Origin of the sequence: Campylobacter sp. CH246 (assembly GCF_004378835.1) — a bacterium.
In the GTDB taxonomy this organism is placed as follows: domain Bacteria; phylum Campylobacterota; class Campylobacteria; order Campylobacterales; family Campylobacteraceae; genus Campylobacter_D; species Campylobacter_D jejuni.
Window position 1 is genome coordinate 189,845 of record NZ_RYYA01000001.1, and the last position, 26,052, is coordinate 215,896.

Below are 26,052 nucleotides of genomic sequence, written 5' to 3' on the forward strand. Positions count from 1 at the left end.
TTTATTATCCTAAACCATCATAAAAATAATTTAATATATAATCTTCAAAATCATCGTAAAGATTATTTTCTTTTAATATATTAATTATATCACCAGCTGTATATTCTTTAAATTTATCTAGTACTTGCTCTAGTGTTAATTCTTTATTTTCAAAATTTATAAATTTGCATTCATGGAGTTTTTTAGAAATGATTCTAGGTAGTCCAAATTCTTCAAGAGTATATACCACAGATGGCAAAAAAGCATTTGAAAGTTTTGTAACAAAACTTGAAATATCTATCCACTTTTCAGGATAAAGTATCTTTTGCAAAATGTTAATATCAGAAAATAACGATGCAACTTTAAAAGCCACATGGTTTTCAAATTTAAAAAAATCATCTAAATCAATTTGCATATCTTTAATAAGTTCTGGCAATGGTTTAATCCAATTTCGTGATATTTTTTTTACCAACTCAACATTATTAATATCATTAATATTTCTACAATGAAACTCTCTTATAGTTGCAATTTTAGACAATATATACCATTTATCCGGTTCATCATTAAATAAATATGTAAAAATTTCACTATTAAAATCTTCACTTTGTAGTATTTGAATTATTTTTATAATAACTTCTAAATCATTTTTCAGTGAAGCTTCTTTTTTAAGCAAATTAAATTTATCTTTTCCTATTAATTTTATTATTTCTAATTGATTATTTTCAACTTCTACTTGTATATTATTCGGAATTTCATTGTTTATTTCATCATTAATAGACAAGGATTCTGATTTGATTTCTACATCTAATATTTTTTCTTGATTATTATCTTCGTTTGGAGATTCAAATAAATATACTTCACCTATAAAATATTTAAACATCCTTCCACTTCTGCCTATAATATTTTTATAAGTTAAATGATTTATAATTTTTGACCCATTTTTATTATCCCATAAAATAAGATTTTTTGCTGGAATATTAATTCCCTCTATTAAAGAAGAGGTGGAAATGATAGTTTTTAACAAATCCTTCTCATCAAATAGTTTTACTTGTAATTGTGATAGGCATCTATGAAGCTTTCCATGATGTATCCCTATACCAATTTTTAATGCATTATTAAGGTAATGCTTTCCATAATATTTTGATAGCCATTTTGAAAAATTTTCTAATAAAATATTTGAATTTTCTACAACATCATTTTTTGACAAAATAGCATAAACATTCTTTATACTATTTTGACTTTTAGTATAAACTAGAGTTTTTTCGTCTCTTTTTATTATATCTATAATTTTTTGTTCTTTTTTAAAATTTTGCTCCTTGTAGCATTTATTAATATTAATAAAAACAGTATTAAAGTTCAGGCATTCAAATTCCATTCCTTCACAAAGAATACTATTTTTATTATTTATCTTATCTATATTAGGGCAAACATAATATCTTTGACTGGAGATATTTGTGTATTTCAAAATAGCATTTTGCAATGGGGCAAATCTTTCATTTTCGTATTCCTTTGATATCTTATAAAACTCATCAACAATAAAAAAATCAAGCTTTATATTTTCTTTGCGAATAAATGAAAAATATTCAACTGCTCTTTCTGGAGAAAAAATAAAGATATTATTATTTTCAAGTTTGGTTTGTTGTGTAGTTGTAATTATTTTATAGTCGTAAAATTTCCTTGTAAGTCTTCTTCTTGTCTCATCCAATAAAGAAATGGTAGGTACAATGATTAGTATGTTTTTTGGTTTTTTTATAGCTATTAAAGCATCAATAATAAAACTTTTGCCAAAGCTTGTTGGAGCAGATAAAATAAGACTATCATTGCTTAAAAGTCTTTTTAAAACCCTTGATTGCTCCCTATGTAAAACCTTTGGTTCATCTTCTCCTATATTTGTTTTAAAACATTCTAGTAAGAATCTATCTTCTAAAATTGAAGTGGATTGATTCATATAAGGATATAAGCCAAATTGCCTGATGAGATGATTTAGTATAGGTGGATATAAAGCTTTATCTTGAATTTCATCAAGCAAGTAAAAAAGCTCTCTCTTAGCCTCTGTTTCTTTGTTGTTATCATTTAAAATCTCATATATTTCTACACATTTATCAAAAATTTGCTCACTAGTCATTTGAAAAGACTCCTAAATTTTTAATGAAGTCATTTTCTATTTTATTTTTTTCAGGTACAGGAAATAAGATAATATGAAATTTTATTTCATGTATGTTGTGTATACTACCTAATTTTTCAGCAATTTTTTTAATTATTATTTCTGCTTGGTCTTTGTGAAAATTTGCTATTTTTTGTTTATATTCTTCTGATAATTCATCGTACTGATTAGTTATACAGCACTGATAAATAATTGATATAGGAATATGTAAAATTTTTTTTAATTCATCTATAGAAGCTTCTTGTTTTAAAATCTTTTTAATCTTGTTAATATTTTCTTCAGAAATTTCATCTTTTTTATCTTTCATATATAACTCTAAATCATTTAAATTGGTAATAATAGACTTTTCTTTATTTAATTTATTTTTTTGTAAAAGTTCTTGAATAGATTCAATAGCCTCATCAATTGCGCCTCTTATATTTGTATAAATTTTAGATTCACCTAGCCATAAATGGCATTCTTGATTTTCTATAGTTAGATGAACACTATCTGCGCCTTTTGCATAATCATTGGTATTTTGTTTATAAAAAATCTTAGGCACAATAGGTAAAGCGTTATAGTATTTCTTCATAATACCATAAAGAAAAATTTCTCCTATTTCCCCTTCTTTTTTATTTAAATTTTTAATAGATTGTTTTACTAGGGAATATGACTTTTCTCCTAAAGCTTCTCTCTCTTTTTTTGATAAAGCAGTCTCAGCTAATGTATCCATTATATAATCATTAAATTTCTCAAATCTCCACTTACCTTCCTCATAATCATTAATTAAAGATAATAAAAATCTACTGCACGAATCATCCATTACAGAATCAAGACAAATCTCAAAAGTAACATCATTTTTATTTTTTACATAGGTATTTATTATTGTTGTATTTTCTATCTCTTTACCTCGCATAAATCTCCCTTTGTAAATCATCAAAGCTTTGTTTTAGAATTTCTAAGCCACCAAATTCATCGGCCAATTCTCTTACATTACCCAAAGAACTAAGTTCTATAAGCGGTTTTAAGCCATCATCAAAATCTTTTATGCCGTATTCTTGATATCTATTTAGTAAAAATTCTATAAATTTTATAGCCTTTTCTTTTTGAAAGCGTTTTAAAAACTCACCATTTTCTACTTGTAAAACACGCTCTTGCCTTGTTTTTATCTCGGCATTAAAGCTTAAATGCGCTAAAACATCGTATATATCACAATCTTTTTGAAAAATTTCTCTTAGATCTTTTAAAGCATCTTCATCTACTCCATCATTTGCAAGGGCTTTTAAAAATCTTTCTCTATTTTTTTGATCACTCCAAATTTCACGCAATTTTGCTTCATCATCATAATACTCACCAAGCTTTCCTATCAAAAATTCTAAAAATTCTTTAGTGCTAAGTGGCTTACCTTGTGCTCCTACATAAGTAGTTGTGATATCTAAAACCTTAAGTTTTGTGCCTTTTAAGTGTATGGTTACGCTCTTTTTTTCTTTGCTTTCTTCTTTTGTTTGTTTTATATGCTCTTTAGTGATTTTTTCTTTTTCATCTTGCTCTTTTAATTCTTCTATTTTTTCACCATCCCATTTTGGATCATAAAAAAGTTTAGTCGCACCGACAAAATCAAGTATAGTAAAAAAGTCTTTACCTTCATAAACCCTAGTGCCACGCCCGATGATTTGCTTAAATTCCACCATAGAACCTATATTTGCTAGCAATACTATATTTCGCACATTTTTTGCATCAACTCCAGTTGTAAGCATTTTAGAGCTAGTAAGTATGACAGGATAGCTTTTGTCATTATCTTGAAACAATTTTAGATAATCAAGCCCTATTTTACCTTCATCACTCGTAACTCTTACACAATAATCATCTCTTTTAACGCTTTTATATTTATCTATAGCCCTTTTTACTTCATTTGCATGAGCTTGATTTGCACAAAAAATTATGGTTTTATCCATAGGATTTATAAGCTCTAAAATTTTCTTAGCGATAAAGTCATTATAGTTTGGTAAAAAGATATTTCTTTCAAATTCACTTTGTTTATAAAAGCCTTTTTCAAGCTCACCTTGTATCAAATCATCAGGATTATAGGTATAACCATCACTCAAAGTTGTTTTTATGAGTTTGACTTTATAAGGGGTTAAAAATCCATCTTCAATACCACTTTTAAGACTATAATCATAAACACTCTCACCAAAATACTCATAAGTGTCTATATTTTCTTCTTTTTTTGGAGTAGCGGTTAAACCAAGCTGAGTCGCATAAGAAAAATACTCAAGTACAGCTCTCCAGCTTCCTTCTTCGTTTGCTCCACCTCTGTGGCACTCATCTATGATGATAAGATCAAAAAAATCTTTTGGGTATTGAAGATAAAATTTGCTCTCTTGTTCTTCTTGGGTGTTTTCTTGTTCTTTTGAATTTGCGGCTAAGCTTTGATAAATTCCAAAGAAAATATTTGCATTTGTTATGATTTTTCCATCATTTTTCTTTATTTCTTCAGCACTAATTGCCTTACAATCACTTTCTATAGGATTAAATTCTCCTAAGGCTTGATCTCTTAAGCTCACTCTATCACATAAAAATAGTATTTTAGGCTTTTGATCTTTGTTTTCTTTATTCCATCTTGCCTCTAACAAACGATAGCACAAATTAAAAGCTATGGTTGTTTTTCCTGTGCCTGTAGCAAGAGTGAGTAAAATTCTATTTTTGTTATTTATAATGGCTTCTATGACTTTATCTATTGCTATTTTTTGATAATATCTTAATTCTTTTTGCGGTATATACATAACATTTTGGGTTAAAAGCTTGTATTGCCATTCTTTGACATTGCCATAAATCCTATCAAAAAGCTCTTTAGGACTTGGGAATTTATCTATATATTTACCACTATGATTTCTTATATTGTATTCATAAATTTTTTCTCCATTGCTACTATATACAAAAGGCACATTTAAAATTTTTGCATATTCTATGCCTTGAGATAAACCATCTAAAGGATCTTTACTAAATTTTTTAGCTTCTATTATAGCAAGGTTGTTTCCTTCATATCTAAGCAAATAATCTGCAAATTTTCTTTGTGCTCTTTTACCACCTAAAAGCTTTCTACCATCTGTAAAATAATAATTTCTTTTTATATTTTTTTCATTCCAAGAACTATCATAAAGCTTTGCATCTATAAATTTTACTCTAGTATCATCTTCTGAATACAAATTTTGCATTTTTACCCCAAAGTGAAATTAAATTTTATAATTATAGCATTTATACTAATTTTTAAAAAATTATTTTCACTCTTGACTTATAGCTACTCTAATGTTTTATAATTATAAAAAAATCAAAAAAGGAGCAAAAATGCAATACAAAATTTTAGAAAACAATCGCATCGCAAGTAAAGGCTATGCAATGCTTAGCAAGGATGCGAAATTTACACCCTTTGAATTTAGCCGCCATGCTATTGGCGATAATGATATTTTGATTAAAATCCTATATGCAGGCATTTGTCATAGCGATATTCACACCGCAAGAAGCGAGTGGGGAGAAGCTACTTATCCTTGCGTGCCTGGGCATGAGATAGCAGGAGAAGTTATCGCTGTGGGTAAAAATGTGAGTAAATTTAAAGTAGGAGATTACGCAGGGGTTGGTTGTATGGTAAATTCATGCGGTGAGTGCGATGCTTGCAAACGCTCACAAGAGCAGTTTTGCGAAAATGGCAAAACCATCTTTACTTACAATAGCTGCGATATTTTTCATGATAATGAAAACACCTATGGAGGCTACTCAAACAACATAGTCGTAAGTGAAAAATTTGCTGTTTGTGTGCCAAAAGATGCACCGATGGAAAAAGTTGCGCCTTTGCTTTGTGCAGGAATTACCACTTATTCTCCGCTTAAATTTTCAAACATTAAAGCTGGCTCAAGCGTAGCGGTAGCGGGATTTGGCGGACTTGGTATGATGGCGGTTAAATATGCTGTGAAAATGGGTGCAAAAGTAAGTGTTTTTGCTAGAAATGAAAACAAAAAAGCCGATGCTTTGGCTATGGGCGTGAGTTCTTTTTATACAAGCACAGATAAAAATGCTGTAAAAGAACGCTTTGATCTTATCATTTCTACCATCCCAACTCCTTATGATCCTAGTGCTTATATGGATTTGCTTAAATTTGGCGGTGAAATGGCGATAGTGGGTTTGCCACCTCACGAAGTTGCTCCAAGTATCAGCGTGATAACCTTTGTGCATAAAGCGGGTAAAAAAGTCTATGGTTCACTAATCGGCGGAATCGCAGAAACTCAAGAAATGCTTGATTTTTCTTTAAAGCATAAAATTTACCCTGAAACCGAACTCATCACTTCAAAAGATATCGACAAAGCTTATGAAAATCTCACTTCAGGAAAAGCAAAATTCCGCTATGTGATCGATATGAGAGATGAGTAATTAATACTTATCAAAAACTATATCGCTAATGTCAAAACCTTTTTGCTTAGCGATATCTAAAAGTTTATCTATCTCTTTTTTATCGATGATTTTTCTAGATAAAATCCAAAGATACTCTTTATCAGGACTTCCAACGACAGCGACTTCATAGTTTGTGTCTATAAAGAGAATTTCATAATTTGTTTTATTAAATAAATTCATAAAAATGCTAAATTTCACCGATAAAGCTCTTGGGGATTTTACTTTGGCTTTGCCTTGTACTTGCGAAACCTCTCCATCTTTTTTAACACAGATATTTTTTATATTTACAACAGGGGTAGAGCCTTCGTATTCTAGTTGATATTCAGCTTTAGACTGAACGCAAGATTTTTGAAAAAATGCAGGTTTTCTAGCCATTTCAAGCCAAGTTCCCATATATTTTTCTAAATTAACATCTCCTATAAGTTCTATCATGATATCCTCCTTTTGTTTTTTGAAATATTCTTTATATCTGATTAAATCATCACTTTATGTATTGACATTATAACTTGCATAAATTAAAATTGCGAGTTTAATTTTTCGAAAAAGGTTTTTTTAATGCAACAATCAAGTATAACTATAAACAATACTTATCAAATCAAGATCTTAATCACGCTTTGTCTAGGTGTGTTTGGGCTTATCAGTATGGAGCTTGGGGTGATGGGGATCATACCGCTTATATCGGAGAAATTTGGCGTGAGTGTTAGTGATGCGGGGTGGAGTGTGAGTATATTTGCACTTATTGTAATGTGCTGTGCGCCTATAGCACCTATGCTTTGTGCGAATTTTAATCCTAAAAAGCTTATGTTATTTTGCTTGGCTATTTTTTCTCTTAGCTCTTTGGCAAGCATGTTTGTAAATGATTTTTGGCTTCATTTGATCTTAAGAGCTATCCCTGCTTTTTTTCATCCTATTTATCTTGCACTTGCTTTTAGCACAGCCGCAAATTTAGCAGATGATAAAAGTAAAGTACCCCATATAGTCGCAAAGATTTTTATGGCTATTAGCGCAGGTTTGGTTCTTGGTGTGCCCCTTAGTAGTTATTTTGGTGGGAATTTTAGCTTTGAAATGGCGATGGCTTTTTATGTGGTGATCAATTCTTTAGCGTTTTTTATCACTTTGTTTTTTATGCCTGAATTTAAAAAGACAAGTAGGATAAAGGTAGGAAAACAGCTTTTAAGTCTAAGATATGCGCTTTTGTGGATTTCTATGCTTGCTGTTTTTTGTATTTCGACTGGATATTCAGGATTTTATTCTTATTATTCTGAATTTTTATTTAGCGTGAGTAAAATGAGCTTTACAAATATCAGTTTAGCACTTTTTATTTATGGTTTTGCAAGTATTATTGGTAATAATATCGCAGGAAAAACTTTAGTCAATCACTCAAATCAAACGCTTATATTTGCTTCTATAGCAATGATTTTGATATATGCTTTGATTTTTGTAAATGCAGCGCAATTTGCAATCATGCTTACATTAAGTTTGATTTTGGGAATTGTAAATGGAGCTATGAATAATGCAATGCATTATATCATCACTTTTCCTTTCCCTAGGGCAAAAGATTTTACCAATGGGCTTTTTATAAGTGTTTCAAATATTTCTATCAGCGTAGGTGCTACTCTTTGTGGCTTAGTCATTTCTATAAAAGAAACTAAATACATTGCGATAAGTTCTATCATCATGGTGGGCTTAGGGCTTATTTTGGTATTGGTTAGAATGAGATTAGAAGATAAAAAATTAAAAATTTAATTATAAAGGAGAAAAGATGAAAAATATACTTTTATTAAATGGAGCAAAAAGTTTCGGACATTCAGGCGGCAAGCTCAATGATACTTTGCATGAAGTAGCAAAAGAAAGCCTTTTAAATTTAGGATTAAAGGTCGATGAAACGCATATCGATAAGGGTTATGATATAGAAAATGAAGTTGCAAAGATACTTAATGCCGATGCGATCATCTATCAAATGCCAGGATGGTGGATGGGTGAGCCTTGGATAGTGAAAAAATACATTGATGAGGTTTTTACCGCAGGACATGGAAAATTTTATGCAAATGATGGTAGAAGTAGAGAAGATGCAAGTAAAAAATATGGCAGTGGCGGACTTGTAAATAATAAAAAATATATGTTTAGCCTTACTTGGAATGCACCGCTTGAAGCTTTTAATGATAAAGAGCAGTTTTTTGAAGGCGTGGGCGTGGATGGAGTGTATTTGCATTTACACAAAGCAAATCAGTTTTTAGGTATGAAGCCTTTGCCGACTTTTATTTGCAATGATGTGATGAAAAATCCACAAGTAGAAAAATACATCGAGGATTATAAAGCGCATTTGCAAAAAGTGTTTAGCTAAGCTAAATAGCAAATGTAAAATTTGCACCATTTCATAGATGATTTTAAATAAACATTAATTCATGCTGGGTTATTATTTAACCTAGCATTTTGATATCATAAAAACATTCTTATTTATTTCAAAGGTAGTATAAATGGATCGTTCAAAATATTTATTTATCTTGCTTGTTATTGCTATGTTTTTATGGGGTTCTTCATGGCCGACATCTAAGATTTTGGCGAACTATACAGATACTTCTATTATTACCTTCTGGCGTTTTTTCTTTGTTGTATTGGGTTCATTTTTTGTTTTAAGCTTTTTAAAAATTCCTCTTAGACTTGAAAAAAATGCTTTAAAATGGGTCTTGATAGCAGGAGTTTTAAATGGACTTTATGCCTTTGTATTTTTTATTGCTATAAAGCATGGTTTAGCAGGTAAAGGAGGGGTTTTAGTAACCACTATGATCCCTATATTTTCTTATTTGATATTTGTGATAGCGATATTCTTTCAAAAAGATAAAAAATCAACTCACAAGATCACAAAGAGTGAAATTCTAGGCTTATTTTTGGGTTTGATTTCAGGGCTTTGTTTGCTAAATTTAGGCTCTATGGAAGAGCTTTTGGGTAAGTTTAATGCTTTGTTTTTAAGCTGTGCTTTTATATGGGCTTTGATGGCTGTTTTTACTCATAAAGCAAAAGGGACTCATCCTTTGGCGATTAATTTTTATATCAACCTTATGTCGTTATTGATGTTTTCATGGGTGTTGTTTGATCTTAAAAGTTATGAGATCTTTCAATTTGATTTTAAATTTTGGATCAATCTTTTTGTGGTGGCTTTTTTATCTACGGTGGTAGGTACGAGTATATATTATTATGGAATTCACATTTTAGGAAGCGTAAAAGCAAATTCTTTTGTTTTAATCACTCCTGCTAGTGCTTTAATTTGCAGTTATTTTATACTAGACGAGGTGCCAAATGCACTTACCTTGTTAGGTTGTGCCTTGGCTATAGGTGCTATATATTTTATCAATATTTATGGTAAAAAAGCTTAGATTAAATTTTCAAAATCAAGATTGATTTTTTGATCCATAGCTTTAAATTTCATTTCTCTTTGTTTATAAAGTTCTAAGGCTTCTTGCATGCTAATGCTTTGAAATTTAAAGCTAGAACCTAATTTAACTTGTGCGAGTAAGCTTAGATCATTTTCTATAACCGTGGCTATTTTTGTATAGCCTCCTGTGCTTTGTCTTCCTGCCATTAAAATAATAGGAATACCACTTTTTGGCACTTGTATACTTCCAAAAACCGCAGGATCTGAGATGATATCTGCTGAGTTTTTATGCTCTATACTTTCACTAGATTCTGCATAAATTGCCATTCTATCGCTTTTTAAACCTACTTTATAAGTAGTATTTAAAAAGGTTTCTATGCCTTTTTGGGTAAAAGCATCTTCATTTGTTCCTAAAATAACGCGTATAATAGGCTCTTTAGGGCTTTTAAAAAGAGGGTTTTCACATTCTCTAGCTTCTAAATTAAAAGGTATAAAAGTATTATGAGTATTTAAAATATCATCTTTTTGCAAAGCTCTTCCTTCAAAAATTCCAACTCCCATTTTAGCATCACTGGATTTAGAGTTTAAAAAACTTTTTACTTTAAAGCCACCCGCTACGCATAAATACCCACGAAAACCTATTTTTGCTAAATCAAGTTCTAAAATATCGCCTTTATTTGCTTGATATACTTTGCAAGTTTTGATTTTTTGATTATCAAGCTTTGCCTCAAATTCAGCTCCACTTAAAACAAAATAATTCTCATCTAAAAATTCGTATTTTCCACCCTTTAAACAAAGCTCAATTCCTGCTTCATCTTGTTTGTTTCCAAGCAAGATATTTGCCATTCTTAAAGCATCTTCATCCATAGCTCCACTTCTTGCTATGCCAAATTTAGCAAATTTTTTTCTACCAAAGTCTTGCAAACTTGAATTTATAGACGCTTCAATGATTTTTATACTCATAAATTTCCTTTTGATAGACTTTTTTAGCAACTTGCTCTTGGATATCGAAAAATTCATCTTTTGAAATGGCTTTAAATTTTAAAAACATACCCGCTTTTAAAAGAGTGGGATTTTTTTCATCTTCTTTATCAAAAAATTCCAAAGGTGTTCTAGCAATGATTTGCCAACCCCCTGGGCTTGATATAGGATAAACTCCTGTTTGCTTATCAGCTATGCCTACACTTCCAGCTTCTATTTTTGCTCTAGGGCTTGAAAGGCGTGGGGTAAAAAGTCTTTCATCTAAACCTCCAAGATAAGGAAAACCTGCCATAAAACCTAGCATAAAAACAAGATAATAAGGTTTAGTGTGAAGAGATATAAGCTCTTCTTTTGAAATTTGATTGTGTTTGCACACAAATTCTAAATCCAGCCCAAATTCTTCATCATAACAAAGTGGAACTTCTATACAAAGACTTGAGTTTTGTTCTGCAAGTTTAATATCCTTTTTAATTTTTTCCAAAAAATCAAGCAAGGAATTTAAAGAAAGCACGCAAGGATTAAAATATATAAGCAAGCTTGCATAAGCACTTACCAACTCATCAATCCCATAAATTTCACCTTCTTTTAGGGCTTTTTGTATCCTTTGTTCTGTGCTTAAAACATAGGCATTGATTTGAGGTGAAATTTCTTGCTCAAAACGCAAAAGCAAAGCTTTACTTCCACTAAAATGCACACTAAACATTGCTAAAACTTATATAAAATTTTCCAAAGCACAAATTTGAATTTGCTCTTTTTTTAAATTTTCTTTGATTTTTTTAACAAATTCTAAAGCTTTTGCATTATCCCCATGAACACAAATACTATCGGCTTTTAAATCAATTTCTTTGCCATTTATACTTGTAACTTTGCTTTCTTTTATCATTTTTATCACGCGTTTGATGGCTAAATTTTCATCGTGTATTAACGCCCCTTCTAATTTTCTTGAAACTAAAGTGCCATCATCATTATAAGCACGATCTGCAAAAACTTCATTAGCATATCTTAAGCCCTTTTTCTTAGCTGCTTCATTCATAGCAGAATTACTAAGCCCTAGAAAAATAATATTTTCATCAAAACTCGCCACTGCCTCACAAAGTGCTAAGGCTAAATTTTCATCAATAGCTGCCATATTATAAAGTGCACCATGGGCTTTAAAATGTTGTATTTTCATACTTTTTGCCTTAGCAAAGCCAAATAAAGCTCCTAGTTGATACAAGGCATAGTTTTTAGCCTCTTCAAAGCTTATTTGCATATTGCGTCTTCCAAAACCCAAAAGATCAGGATAAGATGGATGTGCTCCTATGCAAACACCATTTTGCTTGGCTAAATTTAAGGTTTCATCCATCACACAAGGATCACCCGCATGAAAGCCACAAGCGACATTTACTGAACTTACAAATTTTAAAATTTCTTCATCCATTCCTATTTTATAGGCGCCAAAACTTTCCCCCAAATCACTATTTAAATCCACTTTGAACATTATTTGACCTTGTATATTTAATTATTGATTTTATTATATCTAAAGAAGAATTTTAAATAAACTAAAAGTTTTGAAAAATAAATAAAAAAGTTACAATAAGTAAAAAATGATATTTTAAGCAGGTTAAAACCTGCTTAATTTTTAGTCTTTTCTTGTTTTTGCATCAATTACAAATAAAGGTTTATTAAGAAGTTTAAAATCAGCAATGAAATTTAAAGTCTTATCACTTGTTACCCATTTGATAAATTTACTAGCTTCTGTATAATTTACATTTTTACAATGCTTAGGATTTGTCGCTATAACAGAATAAAAATTTTTAAGACTATCATCGCCTTCATTTACGATTACTAAGTTTGGCTTGCCTTTTTCATTGGCTTCGTATTTGATATAAGTGCCACGATCGGTTAAAATCACACCTTTTTTTTCTTCAGCGATTTTAATGCTTGCTAGCATACCTTGTCCGCTTTGTTGATACCAGCTTTGTTTTTCAGGCACACCTCCAAGATTTTTCCAAAGACTTTTTTCTTTATTATCAGTGCCTGATTTATCACCTCTTGATATAAAAGTGAGTTTTTCATTTTTGATAAGTTCTAAGCTTTCTTTTAAATTTTTACCTTTAAATTTAGAAGCTAAAGATTTATCTGCGATGATGATAAAATCATTATACATCACAGGAGTTCTATCTACACCAAAGCCTTTTTTCATAAATTCTTTTTCAGCCTTTGGAGAATGCACAAAAAGCACATCAGCATTGCAATCTTCACCCATTTTTAAAGCCGCACCTGTTCCTACGGCAACCCATTTTAAGGTATTGCCACTTTCTTTTTCATAAAGAGGTTTTAGAGCATCTAAAAGTCCTGTATTGTCAGTGCTTGTTGTAGTTGCCATTTTAAGTTCTGCTGCACTTGCACTTAAAGCTAAAGCAAGGGCTAAAGAAATGATTTTTTTCATTTTTTTTCCTTATAAATTTACATAAAAAAATATTTTAGCATAATTATGCTAAAATTACTTATTTTAAAAAGGATATTTTTGGATTATATTTTTGATGGTTTTAAACAGGCTTTATTTTTACTTTTCAATGCTGATGAAAGCGTAATTTCAGCTATAAAAACTACACTTTTAAGCTCAAGTATTTCTATAGTTTTAGCTTTGCTTATAGGTTTTCCTTTGGGATTTATCTTAGGTTTTTTTGATTTTAAATTCAAATGCTTTATAAAACTTATCATAGATACTAGCCTTTCTTTTCCAACAGTTGCAGTAGGACTTATACTTTATGCACTGATTTCAAGTCGAGGACCTTTGGGAGAATTTGGACTGCTTTTTACTATAAAGGCTTTAATTTTAGGGCAGTTTATCTTAGCGCTTCCTATAGTGATCGCACTTTTTTCAAATTTGATAGAAAATATGAATAAAAAACATTTTTTACTTATAAAATCTTTTCACCTAAGTCCTTTAAAACTTGTTTTAACGATGATTTATGAATTACGCTTTGCTTTGATTAGCGTCATTGCACTAGCTTATGGACGCATTGTAGCAGAAGTAGGAGTAGCGATGATAGTAGGTGGAAATATCAAATACGACACTAGAACCATAACCACAGCTATTTCTCTTGAAACAAACAAAGGCGAATTTGCTAGCGGTATAGCTTTGGCTTTGGTTTTAATTCTCATTGCCTTTTGTTTAAATTTCATCACGCACAAACTCAAAAGAACATAAAATGATAGAAATTTCTAATCTTTTTTTCAACTATCAAAACAAAGAAGTTTTAAAAATCAAAAATTTAAAACTTGATACAAGTAAAATTAGCATCTTAATGGGAGCGAATGGAAGTGGAAAATCTACATTTTTAAGAATATTAAAATTTTTAGAAGGAGATTTTTCAAAAAATATTTCTTATTTTGGAAATTTTAAACCTAATAATAAACAAAAGCGTGAAATTTATTTGCTTTTTCCAGAGCCTATTTTGTTAAATCGTAGTGTAAGGGCAAATTTTTTATTTACCTTAAAAACTTATGGGATTAAAGAAGATATTGAAGAACGCATAAAAGAAAGTTTGATGTTTTTAAATTTAGATGAAAGTCTTTTAAGTAAACATCCTAATGAACTTTCATCAGGACAAAGTCAAAAAATAGCTTTTGCTATAGCTTTAAGCGTAAGAGCGAAGTATTATTTACTTGATGAACCAAGTGCTTTTTTGGATAAAAATACTACACTTTTATTTAAAAAAGCTATTCTTAAAATGCATGAAAATTTCAATACAGGTTTTTTAATCGCAAGTCATGATAAACATTTTTTAGATTCTTTGGCGCAAAAAAAACTTTATTTGCACAGTGGAGAAATTTTAGAATTTGAAAATACTAATGTTTTTGAACTAGAAAATCAAGGTGTGAAATTTTGTAATTTTATAGATTTTAGTAATTGTAAAAAATATAAAGATTTTAAAAAACCTCCAAGTAAAATTGCTATTGATCCTTATAAAATTTCTTTTTTTAATTCTAAAAATATTCCAAAAAATAATTATGATTTTATTTTAGAAAAATGTTATATTATAGCACTTAGAAGTAGGAAAAGTGATGTTTTTATAAGGGTAAGTTGTATGGATAAAATTTTAGAATTTGCCTTGGAAAAACAAGAATTTTTAAGATTCGATTTAAAATTATACGAAGAACTCAGTCTTTATTTTTATGAAGATGCAATATGTTTCTTAAATTAACATACATTATAAAATTTAAATAAAATATTACAAATATCCCCATTTTTTATAAAATTTATCTTAATTATTTTTTAAATTTGTATTTCATACAAATAAACTCTTATATAATGTTTAAAAATAACCATATAAGGAGTTTTTATGCTTAATCAAAATAATCAAGAGCTTTTTAAGCCAAGTAAAGAATTTTCTCGTAATGCTCGTATAAAAAATTTATGTGAATACTATGATTTATGCGATGAAGCCAAGGAAGATTTTGAAGGTTTTTGGAAAAGACAAGCACTTGAGAAGATCGAGTGGTTTTCGCCTTTTTCAAGAGTGCTAAATGAGGATAAAGCTCCATTTTATAAATGGTTTGAAGGTGGAACTTTAAATGTAAGTTATCAATGTCTTGATCGTCATATGAAAACAAGACGCAATAAAGCTGCTTTGATTTTTGAAGGTGAAATGGGAGATTATGAAGTTTATACTTATAGAAGATTATTGCATGAAACTTGTAAAACAGCTAATTTGCTTAAAAAATTCGGAGTAAAAAAAGGTGATAGGGTTGTAATTTATATGCCTATGATTCCTCAAACAGCTATAGTAATGTTAGCTTGTGCAAGGATTGGGGCTATTCATAGTGTGGTATTTGGAGGGTTTTCTCCAGAAGCCTTAAGAGATAGAATTATAGATGCAGGAGCTAAACTTGTAGTAACGGCTGATGGTGCTTTTCGTCGTGGCAAACCTTATATGTTAAAACCTGCAGTAGATAAGGCTTTAAGTGAAGGGTGTGAAAGTGTAGAAAAAGTACTTATAGTTATACGCAATAATGAGCCTATAGAATATATTAAAGGAAGGGACTATGTTTATAACGAACTTGTGAAAAATGAGTCTTATAAGTGTGAACCTGAAATCATGGATAGTGAGGATTTGTTATTTTTACTTTATACTTCAGGATCAACGGGAAAGCCAAAAGGAGTTATGCATGCAAGTGCAGGATATATACTTTGGGCACAAATGACTATGGAATGGGTTTTTGATATTAAAGATTATGATAATTATTGGTGTAGTGCTGATGTGGGTTGGATTACAGGACATACTTATGTAGTTTATGGGCCTTTAGCATGTGGAGCAACGACTATAATGCATGAAGGAACTCCTACTTATCCAAATTCTGGGCGTTGGTGGAGAATGATAGAAGAGTATCAAATAAGCAAATTCTACACTTCGCCAACTGCTATAAGAATGCTTCATGCTGATGCACCTAACGAGCCAAGAAAATATGATTTAAGCACGCTTGAAGTGCTTGGAACGGTTGGAGAGCCTATCAATCCTAGTGCTTGGAAGTGGTTTTATGATGAAATAGGGGGAACTAAAAGTCCTATAGTCGATACTTGGTGGCAAACAGAAACAGGTGGGCATATGATCACGCCTTTACCAGGCGCTACTCCTTTAAAACCAAGTTGTGCCACCTTGCCTTTGCCAGGAATTTTTGCAGAAGTTATTGATGAAGAAGGCAATAAAAAAGATGAAGGTGAAGATGGATTGCTTTGTATAACTAAACCTTGGCCTTCGATGATTCGTGGAATTTGGGGTAATGATGAACGCTATATAGAAAGTTATTTTTCTCAAGCTAAAAAAGATGGAAAAGCTGTATATTTTAGTGGCGATGGTGCTTTTTACGATAAAAATGGTTATATTACCATCACAGGAAGAACAGATGATGTGGTTAATGTTGCAGGACATCGTATAGGAACGGCTGAAATTGAGAGTGCTATTGCTAAACATCCAAGTGTAGCAGAATCAGCTGTAGTGAGCATTTTGGATGCGATTAAGGGTGAGTCATTGTTTGCTTTTGTGGTTTTAAGCCCTACATCCAGTTGTGATCTTGGTGGAGCTATAGAAACTTTAAAAGAACTTAATGACATTTTAAGAGTAGAAATAGGACCTATAGCTAAAATAGAAAAAATTCTTTATACTCCAGGTTTGCCAAAAACTAGAAGTGGTAAAATAATGAGAAGAATTTTAAGAACTATAGCAAGAGGTGAAGAAATCAAACAGGATATTTCAACACTTGAAGATTCTAAAGTAGTAGAAATCATTGTTAAATTAGCTAAGGCAGAGTTTGAATAACAAGGCAAAAAGAACTTTGCCTAGTTGCATGAAAATTCATAAAAATAAGCTATAATGATAAAAAAATAAAAGGAAATTTTTATGCTTCAAACTTGTATTTTCCCTGCGGCAGGTTATGGGACGAGATTTTTACCTGCAACAAAAACTTTACCTAAAGAGATGTTACCTATCTTAACCAAGCCTTTGATCCATTATGGAGTTGATGAAGCTTTAGAAGCAGGAATGGAAAATATGGGATTTGTCACAGGGCGTGGAAAAAGAGCTTTGGAGGATTATTTTGATATTTCTTATGAACTTGAACATCAAATTTCAGGTACAAAAAAAGAATACTTACTTGATGAAATTCGTTCTTTAATCAATCGTTGCACCTTTACTTTTACAAGACAAAATCAAATGAAAGGCTTAGGTGATGCGGTTTTAAAAGGTAAACCTTTGGTTGGCGATGAAGCTTTTGGCGTAATTTTAGCCGATGATTTGTGTGTCAATGAAGAAGGCTTAAATGTTATGGCTCAAATGGTAAAAATTTATGAAAAATATCGCTGCACCATCATAGCTGTGATGGAAGTACCAAAAGAGCAAGTTTCAAACTATGGAGTAATTTCTGGAAATTTTGTAGAAGACAATCTTATTATGGTTAATTCTATGATAGAAAAACCAAGTCCTGATGAAGCTCCAAGTAATCTTGCTATCATAGGAAGATATATTTTAACTCCTGATATTTTTGGAATTTTAGAAAATACTAAAGCGGGAAAAAATGGTGAAGTCCAACTTACAGATGCGCTTTTAACTCAAGCAACCAATGGTATGGTTTTAGCTTATAAATTTCAAGGGAAACGTTTTGATTGTGGAAGTGTAGAAGGCTTTGTAGAGGCGACAAATTATTTTTACGAGAAAAGTAAATGTTAAACAATACGCTTTTTTTTAAACAAAGTGAAATTCACACTATAAGTTCTTATGCAAATCGTATTAATGATGAGGTAAAAAGTGGAGATATAGGGTATTATCATCTTATTGACACAAGTTTAAATTTAATCGATGAGAGCTTGCAATTTATTCAAGATAAAGAGTATGTAAAAAATATCGTTTTAGTGGGAATGGGAGGTTCAAGTTGTGGTGTAAAAGCCTTGCGTGATATGCTTTTTAATGAAAAAAGCAACCAAAGAGAGCTTTTTATACTCGATAACACAAGCTCGCATTCTTTTAATAAGACTTTAGAAAAAATCAAGCTTGAAGAAAGTTTGTTTTTAATCATCAGTAAAACAGGTAGCACTATAGAAGTTGTATCGCTTTTTAAACTTCTTATTGAACATTTTAAACTTGATATGCAAGAATTAAAAAAATACTTTGTTTTTATTACCGATAAGGATTCAAAACTTCATCAAGAAGGTGAAAATTTAGGTATTAAATGCTTTTTTATCCCTGCAAATGTAGGAGGTCGTTTTAGCATACTTTCAGCCGTAGGTATAGTTCCGCTTTGTTTTTGTGGCTATAATGCCAAAGCTCTTTTAGAAGGAGCTAAAGCTTGTTTTGAAGATTTTTTTACTCATAAAAAAGATGAAATTTTACAAAAAGCCTATCATTATTGCACACACAAAAATGCCAATATCAATGTACTTTTTTCATATAGTGATGCTTTTAAAGGCTTTAATGAATGGTATATCCAGCTTATTGCTGAAAGTTTAGGTAAAAAGCAAGGCTATAAACGTATAGGTTTAACTCCTATTGCACTCATTGGAGCAAGAGATCAGCATAGTTTTTTACAACTCATTATGGATGGACCTAAAAATAAAACTGTAACTTTTTTAAAAATCAAAGACGCTCAAAAAGCACCTATTATTCCTGATATTCATTTTAAATTTTTAGATTCTTTAAGTAATAAAGTCAATCTTCACGAACTTTTAAACGCTCAATGTGATGCAACTATGCACGCTTTAATCGCTGAAAATTTGAGTGTTGATGTGATAGAACTTGAAAAACTTGATGCTTGGCATGCGGGATATTTGATGTATTATTATGAACTTTTTACTTCAACTTGCGGTGTTATGCTAGGGATTAACACTTATGATCAACCTGGTGTGGAAGTTGGAAAGTTGATCTTAAAAAATATATTAAATTCTTAATCAAAATTCATTAAAAAAGAGTATAATGATTTTAAATTAAAATTATAATAAAAATTTTTAATTAATAATAATTATTATTTAAGAATTTTATGTTATAATTTTAAAAATCAAAAAAGGAGTCAATTATGTCAGTTACAAAACAATTATTACAAATGCAAGCAGATGCTCATCATCTATGGGTTAAATTTCATAATTATCACTGGAATGTAAAAGGTTTGCAATTTTTTTCTATACACGAATACACAGAAAAAGCTTATGAAGAAATGGCAGAACTTTTTGATAGTTGTGCTGAAAGAGTTTTACAACTTCGCGAAAAAGCCATCACTTGCCAAAAAGTTTTAATGGAAAATGCAAAAAGTCCAAAAGTTGCAAAAGATTGCTTTACTCCACTTGAAGTCATAGAACTGATCAAACAAGATTATGAATATCTTTTAGCAGAATTTAAAAAACTCAATGAAGCAGCAGAAAAAGAAAGTGATACCACAACAGCTGCTTTTGCGCAAGAAAATATCGCAAAATATGAAAAAAGTCTTTGGATGATAGGCGCTACTTTGCAAGGTGCTTGCAAAATGTAATTTAAGGGGCTTTATGCCCCAATTATACAAACTAGGTTATAATATCCTTTTTTAAAGGATAAAATTGAAAGTACTTAATTTTTTTTATGAAAATCACCCTAAATTTGAAGTAAGTTATGAAAGAAAAATTCAAATTTCAAAACCAAATATTATCATAAAAGGCCCACGATTTTGTGGTAAAAAAACACTTATTTTTAATTTTTTATCTCAATTTAAAGCAAGTGAAATTTTGTTTTTAGATTTATATGATACACGCTTTGAAAAACAAAGTTTAGAAAGACTTGCTGATTTTCTGAATGAAAATTTACAAATTAAAATTCTTTGCCTTTATAATTTGGATTTTATCCCTAATTTAGAAAAAATTAAAATTCCCATCATCTTAAGTACAAATATAAAAGATTTAAATATAAATGGGTTTGAAGAACTTGAACTTGATTATTTTGATTTTGAAGAATTTATTAGTGTAAGTAAGAAAAATTTACCTATAAATAATTTAGTAGGTCTTTTTTTGCAAAGTGGACGCAGTAAATTTGGAGAAAAAAACATACTTCTAAGACAAAGCTTTACTCTTTTAGAATTAGAAATTTTAAAGTATTTAGCTTTAAATTTGGGTCAGCAAATCAGTATTTCTAAGATATTTATAGAACTTAAAAAAATATTAAAAACTTCAAAAGATAGTGTTTATCAAGCTATAAAAAAATTAGAAAATACTTATGTGATCTATACTTTAAAACATGATGAAAAAAAACTTCAAAAGATTTATTTTAAAGATTTTGGCCTAAGAAATAATCTTTGTATTTCAAAGGATTTTTCGCATTTATTTGAAAATTTAGTTTTAAGCGAGTTGTTTAAATTTAAAGAAGATTTTTTTTATAACAAATACTTTAACTTTTATAGCCAAATATCTAAAATTGCTTATATTTCAAGTCCAACTTTAGATATTGATTTGATTAAATTACGTGCTAAGAAAATTTTACCAAAGGCTTTAGAACTTGGAATTTTTCATGTGATTTTTATCACTCTTTCAAGCGAGGATAGTTTTTTTGAGCAAGGGGTTAAATTTGAAGTCATATCTTTTGATAAATTTTCACTTGGATTTTAGGTGTTGTTTGAGTTTGTATCGTATTTTTCAAGGTTGTATCGTTTGATGATTTTTGTAATAAGATTGATATAATATCCCTTGCGTTCAGAATAAGAATCTAAAGTTTTAATAGCCTCTAGTCCTGTTATCTCTTTGCCTTCGCTTGCAAATTTAGCTCTTGCATCGCGAAACTTTTCATAAGCAAAATGACGATTTAAATTTAAAACATAAGAGTAAACACTATCTTGCAGACTATCAAAAATCTTAATTTTATGTTTTTTATCTGGATGTCTTAAATCAGGAATTAAACCTTTCTCACCCCAAGTCCATTCTCCAAAAAGATTATTTGCTTCTCTTGCGAAGCGACTTGTACCTGTAGCACTTTCAACTAAAGCTTGGGCTATACCCATGGATTTTGGAATTTTTTGAATACGTTTTTTATATTCTGCAAAATCATAAAGATTTTCAATGCGATATTTGTTTTTTATCGTGATAAGTTTTTCAAGATTTGTTTGATTTGAAGTCCTAAAGCCTGTTTTGTAAGCATCTTTAAAAAAGGCTTCGATAAAAGCTCTTTCTTGTTCAATTTTTTTAAAGCTTTGATCAAACATTTCATTCATTTTTATAAAAAAAATTTGTCTTTTTTGATCTATATCAAGTTTGTAATATTCCTCTCCAAAGCCATTTTTTAGATCATCAGCAAAAAGTGGGATTAGAAAAAGACTAAGAAAAATTATAATTGGCTTCAAAACAATACTTTACCTTTCCTTCAAAAAACAATTCTTCATTTTTATATGTAAACCCAACCTTTTCACCACTTTTAGGAGTTATTTTAACTTTATTTTGTACTTTTTTATTTAAAAATGCCAGATAAAAACAAGCCCCCATTCCTGTGCCACAAGCTAAGGTTTCATCTTCAACTCCGCGTTCATAGGTACGAACTTTTAAATGATTTTCATCTAAAATTTTTACAAAATTAACATTGGCATTATATTTTTGTCTCATTTTTTGACAAAGTATTGTATCAAATTCATCTAAATTTTGACAAAAATGCACTAGATGTGGAACTCCAGTGTCGCAAAGTTGCCAAGTTTTTCCTAATTCTTCAAAAGTATTTTGCACGCTTTTTATTTTGCCTAAAGATACTTCAACTTTATCTTGATTTACCTTTGCTTTTATTATTCCTGCACCGGTTAAAAAACTCATGTTAGGATTTATTTTGTTAATATGATGTGCAAAATGTGCCGCAGCCCTTGAGCCATTGCCACACATAGCAGCCCTTGAGCCATCGTTATTATAAAATTCCCATTCAAAGTCGTATTTTTCATGAGGCAATATCACGATAAAGCCATCCCCACCTATGCCCTCATAACGATTGCAAAGTTCTTTAGCTAAAGCACTTCTATCTTCTTTTCTATCAGCATTTGTTATGACAAAATCATTCCCACTTGCACAATATTTATAAAATTTCACATTTTTCCTTTAGAAATTTCTTGTATTACTTTAACACATTCTTGCCTAAAATCGACATAAGAATTAGTATTTTTAATGATAAAATCTGCTTTTTTAAGTTTTTCTTCAATATCTATTTGAGAATCAAGTCTTGTTTTTGCAGCTTCTAAGCTGAGCTTATCTCTTTGCATGATTCTTTTAAGGCTTAATTCTTTAGGTGTGTAAATTACAATGACTTTGCCTAAATTTTCATAAGCACCGCTTTCAAAAAAAAGAGGAATTTCTACAAAAAAAGCTTTATTTTCTTTATCTAGAATTTGCATTTGTTCTAAAATTTTAGCTCGAATTTTAGGATGAGTGAAATTTTCTAAGGTTTTTTTAGCTTCTTTGTTGTTAAAAACAATTTCTCCAAGGATTTTTCTATCGATTTTCTTTTCTTTTGTGAGTAAATTTTTTAAGTTAAAGGGAGAAAAAATCTTTTCAAGTTCTAAAGCATTTTCATCTAAAATTTTATGAGCAATTTTATCTGCGCTAATGCTTTTAAAGCCTAAAGAATTCGCTATTTCTATAAAAGTGCTTTTACCACAAGCAATTGAAGCGGTTACAAAAAAAGCATTTTTCATCTTATGCCTTATTAAAACTTTTTTCGTTAAAATACCTTTTTAGTTCTTAAAGGAAAATAAATGAAAATTTCATATGAAGATGCAGGCGTAAGTATAGATAATGGAAATGCCTTTGTAGAGGCTATAAAACCTTTGGTTAAAGAAACTTTTAATGATAATGTTGTAGGCGGAATTGGTTCTTTTGCTGGTGCTTTTAGAATGCCAAGTGGTTTTAAAAAGCCTGTGATTTTAGGTGCAACAGATGGTGTTGGTACCAAGCTTCGCTTGGCAATTGATGCTAAAAAATATGATACTATAGGGCAAGATTTAGTAGCAATGTGTGTGAATGATTTGATTTGTAATTTTGCTACGCCTTTGTTTTTCCTAGATTATTATGCTACAGCTAAGCTCGAAGTAGAAGTAGCAAAGGCTGTTGTATCAGGCATTGCCAAGGGATGTAAGATGGCAAATTGTGCATTAATCGGCGGAGAAACTGCTGAAATGCCTGGAATGTATGCAAAAGATGATTTTGATCTTGCGGGTTTTGCAGTGGGTATGGCTGAAGAAGATGAGATCGATAGAAGTAAATTTGTTAAAAATGGTGATATTTTATTGGCACTTCCTAGTTCAGGACTTCATTCAAATGGTTATTCTTTAGCTAGAAAAGTACTTTTTGAAAGTTTAAAATTAAAATTTGATGACAAGATAGGGGATAAAAATTTAATTGATATTTTATTAGAGCCTACAAGGATTTATGTGCGTGATTTTCTTACATTAAAGCCTTATATTAGTGCTCTAGCTCATATTACAGGGGGTGGTTTAGTAGAAAATTTACCACGCGTTTTGCCTCGTGGTATGGGTGCAACTATACGCAAACATCATCTTAAAACTCCTGAAATTTTTTATACTATAGGACAGGCTGTAGAAGAAAGCGAAATGTATAGAAGCTTTAACATGGGAGTGGGTTTAGTAATGGTTGTAGATCCTTCTAATGTAAGTAAGGTTTTAGAAAATTCAGATGCCTTTATTATCGGCGAAATTTGCATTAATGAAGGTATTGTTTTAGAGTGAAAACAAATTATTATGATTATTTATGTGCTAAAATGTATGTAATTTTGCCCATAAAAGCCCATAAAGACAAACTAAAATTTTATCTTTCTTATGTAAATAAGAAAGATAAAATTTTTAGAGTTAATGTGTGGAAATGGGCGGTTTTGATAAAAATTGCCAAAGATGATAAAACGAAATATTTTTGTTCGAATGTATTAAATAAAGGATAAAAATGCACAATTTAAATGAAGCTTTGTTTCAAAAAAAGATAAAAGAAATTCGCTTAAAAGCAATAGCGAGTATTATTTGTGGGTTTTTAGGTATCATTCCTTATCTTGGAGTTTTATTTGTTCTTGCGAGTTGGATTTTATTTTTTATTGTGCTTTATGATTTAAAAATCTATGGTGATGCTAAAAATTTGTTTAAGAATTTCCTTATTAGTGTAGGGATTGGATTTTTTTGGTCTTCTTGTTAATACAAGTATTTTATTTGCAATGCTAAAGCCTAGAACTGGCATTTTTGGTGGGCTTTATTTTAATCAAGATAATATTTTATGGCTATTGCTATATTTTTAGTATTACATTTTGCTATTTTGGCTTTGATTTTTCCTTTTTTGAAAGCTTTTTCTTATGAAATCGCTAGAGTAACAAAGCAAAAGTATTTTATTTATGCTTTTAATACTTGTTTTTTTAGGGCTTCTTACTTTGATTATCGGCATAGGCTTGGTGTTTTTGCTAGCAAGTTTGGTTTTTTGGATTTTAGCGTGGGTCAAATTTAAAGAATTTGATGAGCAAGAACTTTCAAATTTAGAAGAAAGATTGGCAAAAGCACAAAAAAAGGTTTTTGATTTTGATTTAAAATGGATTAAAATCACAATGGCTTCATTTATAATTTTAAACTTGCTCGTTTTAACATTTTCGTTTATATTAGAAATTATTAGCTTTGAAGATTTTAGGTTTTACTACACAAAAAAAACTTTATTTTACACAGCCATAATTCTAGCTTTGCTTAGTGTGTTTTTGTTTTGTAAAAAGATAAAAAATTACAAACTTTTTATTTATTTTTTTATATGGCAAGGTTTAAGTGTTTTTGGTAGTCATCTTCTTTTTATTCCTGATTTTATGGTAGATCAACGACCAGAAATTGTATATGGAAGTTTAAACATAATATTAAGTCTATGCTATATTATTTTTGCTTTTTTATTTTTTAAAATTTTGATTCAAATTACAAAGGAAAAACTTTTTTATCTTATTTTTGCATTTTATGTTTGCATAGAAATTTTGATAATATTAATTTTCTTTATTTTTATGATGGTTGATAACTATTATATATTTACAAAAAGTCCTATAAAGATGCTCATAGATAATTATAAATTACTTTTTCAAGTTGTTTATTTCGTTTCATTTTTAATTGTTTGGCTTATGCTTAAAGGACAAAAAAATGTAAAAATATGTTAGAATGATGAAAAAATACTATTTTACGTAGATGTTTATTAGGATATATTCGTATGTCTTAAAGCTCTTTATGGGGTGTTAAGTAATTATAATATTTAAAAATTAAAAAATATATAGTTTATCCACATTTTATAGTTTAACTTCTAAAAATTTGATCATCTCTTTTTTCATTTTTTAGAGCTAGAAAACATATGAGTGAAATTGCTTTAAAGTTAGTTAGAGCAGTTGATACTAAATATTTTGATAAGAAATTTAAATAGATTGATTTTACTTAAATTAAAGACTTTTTGCCTCGTGATACAAAATTAAGTGATGAATTTTTAGTTAAATTGATATTAAATATGAAAAAATTATAAATATTAATACTTTTTCAAATTAATAGTAAATATAGAGGGTTTGATTTTTTCACAAAAGATTTGGATAGAACTTGCAAAAAACTTTCTTCAATATTTATACTTTTAAATTTTGATGCAAATCCTATTCAATATAGCATT

At 29.8% G+C, this 26,052-nt stretch carries 26 protein-coding genes; 15 read left to right on the forward strand and 11 right to left on the reverse strand.

The window, feature by feature from the left end; genetic code table 11:
• Window positions 1-4 precede the first annotated feature (4 nt).
• The 3 genes from ELQ06_RS01065 to ELQ06_RS01075 are packed head-to-tail and all read right to left on the reverse strand — an operon-like array spanning window position 5 to window position 5,337.
• Entirely contained in the window at window positions 5-2,104 is a 2,100-nt protein-coding gene (locus ELQ06_RS01065; RefSeq protein ID WP_052782208.1) for a DEAD/DEAH box helicase, read from the reverse strand.
• A complete protein-coding gene (locus ELQ06_RS01070) occupies window positions 2,097-3,038 on the reverse strand; it encodes a DUF1837 domain-containing protein (RefSeq protein WP_052782207.1) in 942 nt (313 codons plus the stop codon). The genes ELQ06_RS01065 and ELQ06_RS01070 overlap by 8 nt, the downstream gene beginning before the upstream one ends.
• On the reverse strand, window positions 3,028-5,337 hold the full coding sequence (locus ELQ06_RS01075) for a type I restriction endonuclease subunit R (RefSeq protein ID WP_052782206.1): 2,310 nt from the start codon (window positions 5,335-5,337) through the stop codon (window positions 3,028-3,030). Before ELQ06_RS01075 ends, ELQ06_RS01070 begins: the two co-directional genes overlap by 11 nt.
• A gap of 130 nt (window positions 5,338-5,467) precedes the next feature.
• On the opposite strand from ELQ06_RS01075, the gene ELQ06_RS01080 reads away from it, so the two are divergent.
• Entirely contained in the window at window positions 5,468-6,544 is a 1,077-nt protein-coding gene (locus ELQ06_RS01080) for an NAD(P)-dependent alcohol dehydrogenase (protein ID WP_134237458.1), read from the forward strand.
• Here the strand turns inward: ELQ06_RS01080 and ELQ06_RS01085 are convergent, their stop codons facing one another.
• The gene (locus tag ELQ06_RS01085) at window positions 6,545-6,997 is read right to left on the reverse strand and encodes a lipocalin family protein (RefSeq protein ID WP_002778497.1); all 453 of its coding nucleotides are present in this window, start codon (window positions 6,995-6,997) and stop codon (window positions 6,545-6,547) included.
• A 123-nt stretch (window positions 6,998-7,120) separates the two neighbouring features.
• Here ELQ06_RS01085 and ELQ06_RS01090 point away from each other — a divergent pair, with 123 nt between their 5' ends.
• From ELQ06_RS01090 to ELQ06_RS01100, 3 genes are all read left to right on the forward strand, one after another.
• Window positions 7,121-8,311: an MFS transporter gene (locus ELQ06_RS01090; RefSeq protein ID WP_131235404.1), complete on the forward strand. Its 1,191-nt coding sequence runs from the start codon at window positions 7,121-7,123 to the stop codon at window positions 8,309-8,311.
• A 16-nt stretch (window positions 8,312-8,327) separates the two neighbouring features.
• Entirely contained in the window at window positions 8,328-8,909 is a 582-nt protein-coding gene (locus ELQ06_RS01095; protein ID WP_002806425.1) for an NAD(P)H-dependent oxidoreductase, read from the forward strand.
• A gap of 133 nt (window positions 8,910-9,042) precedes the next feature.
• Window positions 9,043-9,939 (forward strand): DMT family transporter, encoded by an 897-nt coding sequence (locus ELQ06_RS01100; RefSeq protein ID WP_134237459.1) that lies wholly within the window; start codon window positions 9,043-9,045, stop codon window positions 9,937-9,939.
• Here ELQ06_RS01100 and ELQ06_RS01105 read toward each other — a convergent pair.
• The 4 genes from ELQ06_RS01105 to tupA form a co-directional block, all read right to left on the reverse strand.
• Entirely contained in the window at window positions 9,936-10,901 is a 966-nt protein-coding gene (locus tag ELQ06_RS01105) for a biotin-dependent carboxyltransferase family protein (RefSeq protein WP_134237460.1), read from the reverse strand. The genes ELQ06_RS01100 and ELQ06_RS01105 overlap by 4 nt on opposite strands.
• Window positions 10,882-11,622, reverse strand: coding sequence for a 5-oxoprolinase subunit PxpB (pxpB, locus tag ELQ06_RS01110; protein WP_002851148.1), 741 nt, complete (start codon window positions 11,620-11,622; stop codon window positions 10,882-10,884). Before pxpB ends, ELQ06_RS01105 begins: the two co-directional genes overlap by 20 nt.
• Window positions 11,623-11,631: 9 nt before the next feature.
• The gene (locus tag ELQ06_RS01115; protein WP_044260293.1) at window positions 11,632-12,399 is read right to left on the reverse strand and encodes a LamB/YcsF family protein; all 768 of its coding nucleotides are present in this window, start codon (window positions 12,397-12,399) and stop codon (window positions 11,632-11,634) included.
• A gap of 141 nt (window positions 12,400-12,540) precedes the next feature.
• Window positions 12,541-13,350 (reverse strand): tungstate ABC transporter substrate-binding protein TupA, encoded by an 810-nt coding sequence (gene tupA, locus ELQ06_RS01120; RefSeq protein WP_002851335.1) that lies wholly within the window; start codon window positions 13,348-13,350, stop codon window positions 12,541-12,543.
• 78 nt (window positions 13,351-13,428) lie between these two features.
• Between tupA and tupB the strand changes: the two genes are divergently transcribed.
• The 7 genes from tupB (at window position 13,429) to ELQ06_RS01155 (ending at window position 21,021) form a co-directional block, all read left to right on the forward strand.
• Window positions 13,429-14,115 carry a tungstate ABC transporter permease TupB gene (tupB, locus tag ELQ06_RS01125; RefSeq protein WP_002935655.1) on the forward strand — a complete coding sequence of 229 codons (687 nt, stop codon included), beginning with the start codon at window positions 13,429-13,431 and terminating at the stop codon, window positions 14,113-14,115.
• 1 nt (window position 14,116) lies between these two features.
• Window positions 14,117-15,112: a tungstate ABC transporter ATP-binding protein TupC gene (tupC, locus tag ELQ06_RS01130; RefSeq protein ID WP_002855825.1), complete on the forward strand. Its 996-nt coding sequence runs from the start codon at window positions 14,117-14,119 to the stop codon at window positions 15,110-15,112.
• A 138-nt stretch (window positions 15,113-15,250) separates the two neighbouring features.
• Window positions 15,251-17,224 (forward strand): acetate--CoA ligase, encoded by a 1,974-nt coding sequence (acs, locus tag ELQ06_RS01135; RefSeq protein WP_052797952.1) that lies wholly within the window; start codon window positions 15,251-15,253, stop codon window positions 17,222-17,224.
• Window positions 17,225-17,305: 81 nt separating this feature from the next.
• Window positions 17,306-18,130, forward strand: coding sequence for a UTP--glucose-1-phosphate uridylyltransferase GalU (galU, locus tag ELQ06_RS01140; RefSeq protein ID WP_038816766.1), 825 nt, complete (start codon window positions 17,306-17,308; stop codon window positions 18,128-18,130).
• The gene (locus ELQ06_RS01145) at window positions 18,124-19,344 is read left to right on the forward strand and encodes a glucose-6-phosphate isomerase (RefSeq protein ID WP_002855462.1); all 1,221 of its coding nucleotides are present in this window, start codon (window positions 18,124-18,126) and stop codon (window positions 19,342-19,344) included. Before galU ends, ELQ06_RS01145 begins: the two co-directional genes overlap by 7 nt.
• A gap of 125 nt (window positions 19,345-19,469) precedes the next feature.
• A complete protein-coding gene (locus tag ELQ06_RS01150) occupies window positions 19,470-19,919 on the forward strand; it encodes a Dps family protein (protein WP_052797951.1) in 450 nt (149 codons plus the stop codon).
• Between the two features lie 64 nt (window positions 19,920-19,983).
• On the forward strand, window positions 19,984-21,021 hold the full coding sequence (locus ELQ06_RS01155) for an ATP-binding protein (RefSeq protein WP_052797950.1): 1,038 nt from the start codon (window positions 19,984-19,986) through the stop codon (window positions 21,019-21,021).
• On the opposite strand, the gene ELQ06_RS01160 is transcribed toward ELQ06_RS01155, so the two are convergent.
• From ELQ06_RS01160 to coaE, 3 genes are read right to left on the reverse strand one after another with little or no spacing between them, the layout of a single operon-like run.
• Complete coding sequence (locus ELQ06_RS01160) at window positions 21,018-21,749, reverse strand: glucosaminidase domain-containing protein (RefSeq protein ID WP_002855377.1); 732 nt, start codon at window positions 21,747-21,749, stop codon at window positions 21,018-21,020. The genes ELQ06_RS01155 and ELQ06_RS01160 overlap by 4 nt on opposite strands.
• Entirely contained in the window at window positions 21,724-22,473 is a 750-nt protein-coding gene (dapF, locus tag ELQ06_RS01165; RefSeq protein WP_038400693.1) for a diaminopimelate epimerase, read from the reverse strand. The genes ELQ06_RS01160 and dapF overlap by 26 nt, the downstream gene beginning before the upstream one ends.
• Complete coding sequence (gene coaE / locus ELQ06_RS01170; protein WP_044258915.1) at window positions 22,470-23,075, reverse strand: dephospho-CoA kinase; 606 nt, start codon at window positions 23,073-23,075, stop codon at window positions 22,470-22,472. Before coaE ends, dapF begins: the two co-directional genes overlap by 4 nt.
• Before the next feature lie 60 nt (window positions 23,076-23,135).
• Here coaE and purM point away from each other — a divergent pair, with 60 nt between their 5' ends.
• From purM to ELQ06_RS01190, 4 genes are all read left to right on the forward strand, one after another.
• Window positions 23,136-24,125 carry a phosphoribosylformylglycinamidine cyclo-ligase gene (purM, locus tag ELQ06_RS01175; protein ID WP_002860687.1) on the forward strand — a complete coding sequence of 330 codons (990 nt, stop codon included), beginning with the start codon at window positions 23,136-23,138 and terminating at the stop codon, window positions 24,123-24,125.
• The gene (locus ELQ06_RS01180; RefSeq protein WP_002869217.1) at window positions 24,122-24,334 is read left to right on the forward strand and encodes a hypothetical protein; all 213 of its coding nucleotides are present in this window, start codon (window positions 24,122-24,124) and stop codon (window positions 24,332-24,334) included. Before purM ends, ELQ06_RS01180 begins: the two co-directional genes overlap by 4 nt.
• 2 nt (window positions 24,335-24,336) lie before the next feature.
• Window positions 24,337-24,579 carry a hypothetical protein gene (locus ELQ06_RS01185; RefSeq protein WP_171910002.1) on the forward strand — a complete coding sequence of 81 codons (243 nt, stop codon included), beginning with the start codon at window positions 24,337-24,339 and terminating at the stop codon, window positions 24,577-24,579.
• Window positions 24,580-24,772: 193 nt separating this feature from the next.
• Window positions 24,773-25,561: a hypothetical protein gene (locus ELQ06_RS01190; RefSeq protein ID WP_230095737.1), complete on the forward strand. Its 789-nt coding sequence runs from the start codon at window positions 24,773-24,775 to the stop codon at window positions 25,559-25,561.
• The last annotated feature ends 491 nt before the right edge of the window (window positions 25,562-26,052 follow it).

What these genes read in the sequence shown, in the direction of transcription:
- coaE (WP_044258915.1), bottom strand. Translation starts at nt 23,075, where the DNA reads ATGAAAAATGCTTTTTTTGTAACCGCTTCAATTGCTTGTGGTAAAAGC.
- purM (WP_002860687.1), top strand. Translation starts at nt 23,136, where the DNA reads ATGAAAATTTCATATGAAGATGCAGGCGTAAGTATAGATAATGGAAAT.
- ELQ06_RS01100 (WP_134237459.1), top strand. Translation starts at nt 9,043, where the DNA reads ATGGATCGTTCAAAATATTTATTTATCTTGCTTGTTATTGCTATGTTT.
- ELQ06_RS01085 (WP_002778497.1), bottom strand. Translation starts at nt 6,997, where the DNA reads ATGATAGAACTTATAGGAGATGTTAATTTAGAAAAATATATGGGAACT.
- ELQ06_RS01070 (WP_052782207.1), bottom strand. Translation starts at nt 3,038, where the DNA reads ATGCGAGGTAAAGAGATAGAAAATACAACAATAATAAATACCTATGTA.
- ELQ06_RS01080 (WP_134237458.1), top strand. Translation starts at nt 5,468, where the DNA reads ATGCAATACAAAATTTTAGAAAACAATCGCATCGCAAGTAAAGGCTAT.
- pxpB (WP_002851148.1), bottom strand. Translation starts at nt 11,622, where the DNA reads ATGTTTAGTGTGCATTTTAGTGGAAGTAAAGCTTTGCTTTTGCGTTTT.
- ELQ06_RS01145 (WP_002855462.1), top strand. Translation starts at nt 18,124, where the DNA reads ATGTTAAACAATACGCTTTTTTTTAAACAAAGTGAAATTCACACTATA.
- ELQ06_RS01075 (WP_052782206.1), bottom strand. Translation starts at nt 5,337, where the DNA reads ATGCAAAATTTGTATTCAGAAGATGATACTAGAGTAAAATTTATAGAT.
- ELQ06_RS01185 (WP_171910002.1), top strand. Translation starts at nt 24,337, where the DNA reads ATGCACAATTTAAATGAAGCTTTGTTTCAAAAAAAGATAAAAGAAATT.
- galU (WP_038816766.1), top strand. Translation starts at nt 17,306, where the DNA reads ATGCTTCAAACTTGTATTTTCCCTGCGGCAGGTTATGGGACGAGATTT.
- ELQ06_RS01095 (WP_002806425.1), top strand. Translation starts at nt 8,328, where the DNA reads ATGAAAAATATACTTTTATTAAATGGAGCAAAAAGTTTCGGACATTCA.
- ELQ06_RS01150 (WP_052797951.1), top strand. Translation starts at nt 19,470, where the DNA reads ATGTCAGTTACAAAACAATTATTACAAATGCAAGCAGATGCTCATCAT.
- acs (WP_052797952.1), top strand. Translation starts at nt 15,251, where the DNA reads ATGCTTAATCAAAATAATCAAGAGCTTTTTAAGCCAAGTAAAGAATTT.
- ELQ06_RS01105 (WP_134237460.1), bottom strand. Translation starts at nt 10,901, where the DNA reads ATGAGTATAAAAATCATTGAAGCGTCTATAAATTCAAGTTTGCAAGAC.
- ELQ06_RS01115 (WP_044260293.1), bottom strand. Translation starts at nt 12,399, where the DNA reads ATGTTCAAAGTGGATTTAAATAGTGATTTGGGGGAAAGTTTTGGCGCC.
- ELQ06_RS01190 (WP_230095737.1), top strand. Translation starts at nt 24,773, where the DNA reads ATGCTTTTAATACTTGTTTTTTTAGGGCTTCTTACTTTGATTATCGGC.
- tupA (WP_002851335.1), bottom strand. Translation starts at nt 13,350, where the DNA reads ATGAAAAAAATCATTTCTTTAGCCCTTGCTTTAGCTTTAAGTGCAAGT.
- tupC (WP_002855825.1), top strand. Translation starts at nt 14,117, where the DNA reads ATGATAGAAATTTCTAATCTTTTTTTCAACTATCAAAACAAAGAAGTT.
- ELQ06_RS01065 (WP_052782208.1), bottom strand. Translation starts at nt 2,104, where the DNA reads ATGACTAGTGAGCAAATTTTTGATAAATGTGTAGAAATATATGAGATT.
- ELQ06_RS01090 (WP_131235404.1), top strand. Translation starts at nt 7,121, where the DNA reads ATGCAACAATCAAGTATAACTATAAACAATACTTATCAAATCAAGATC.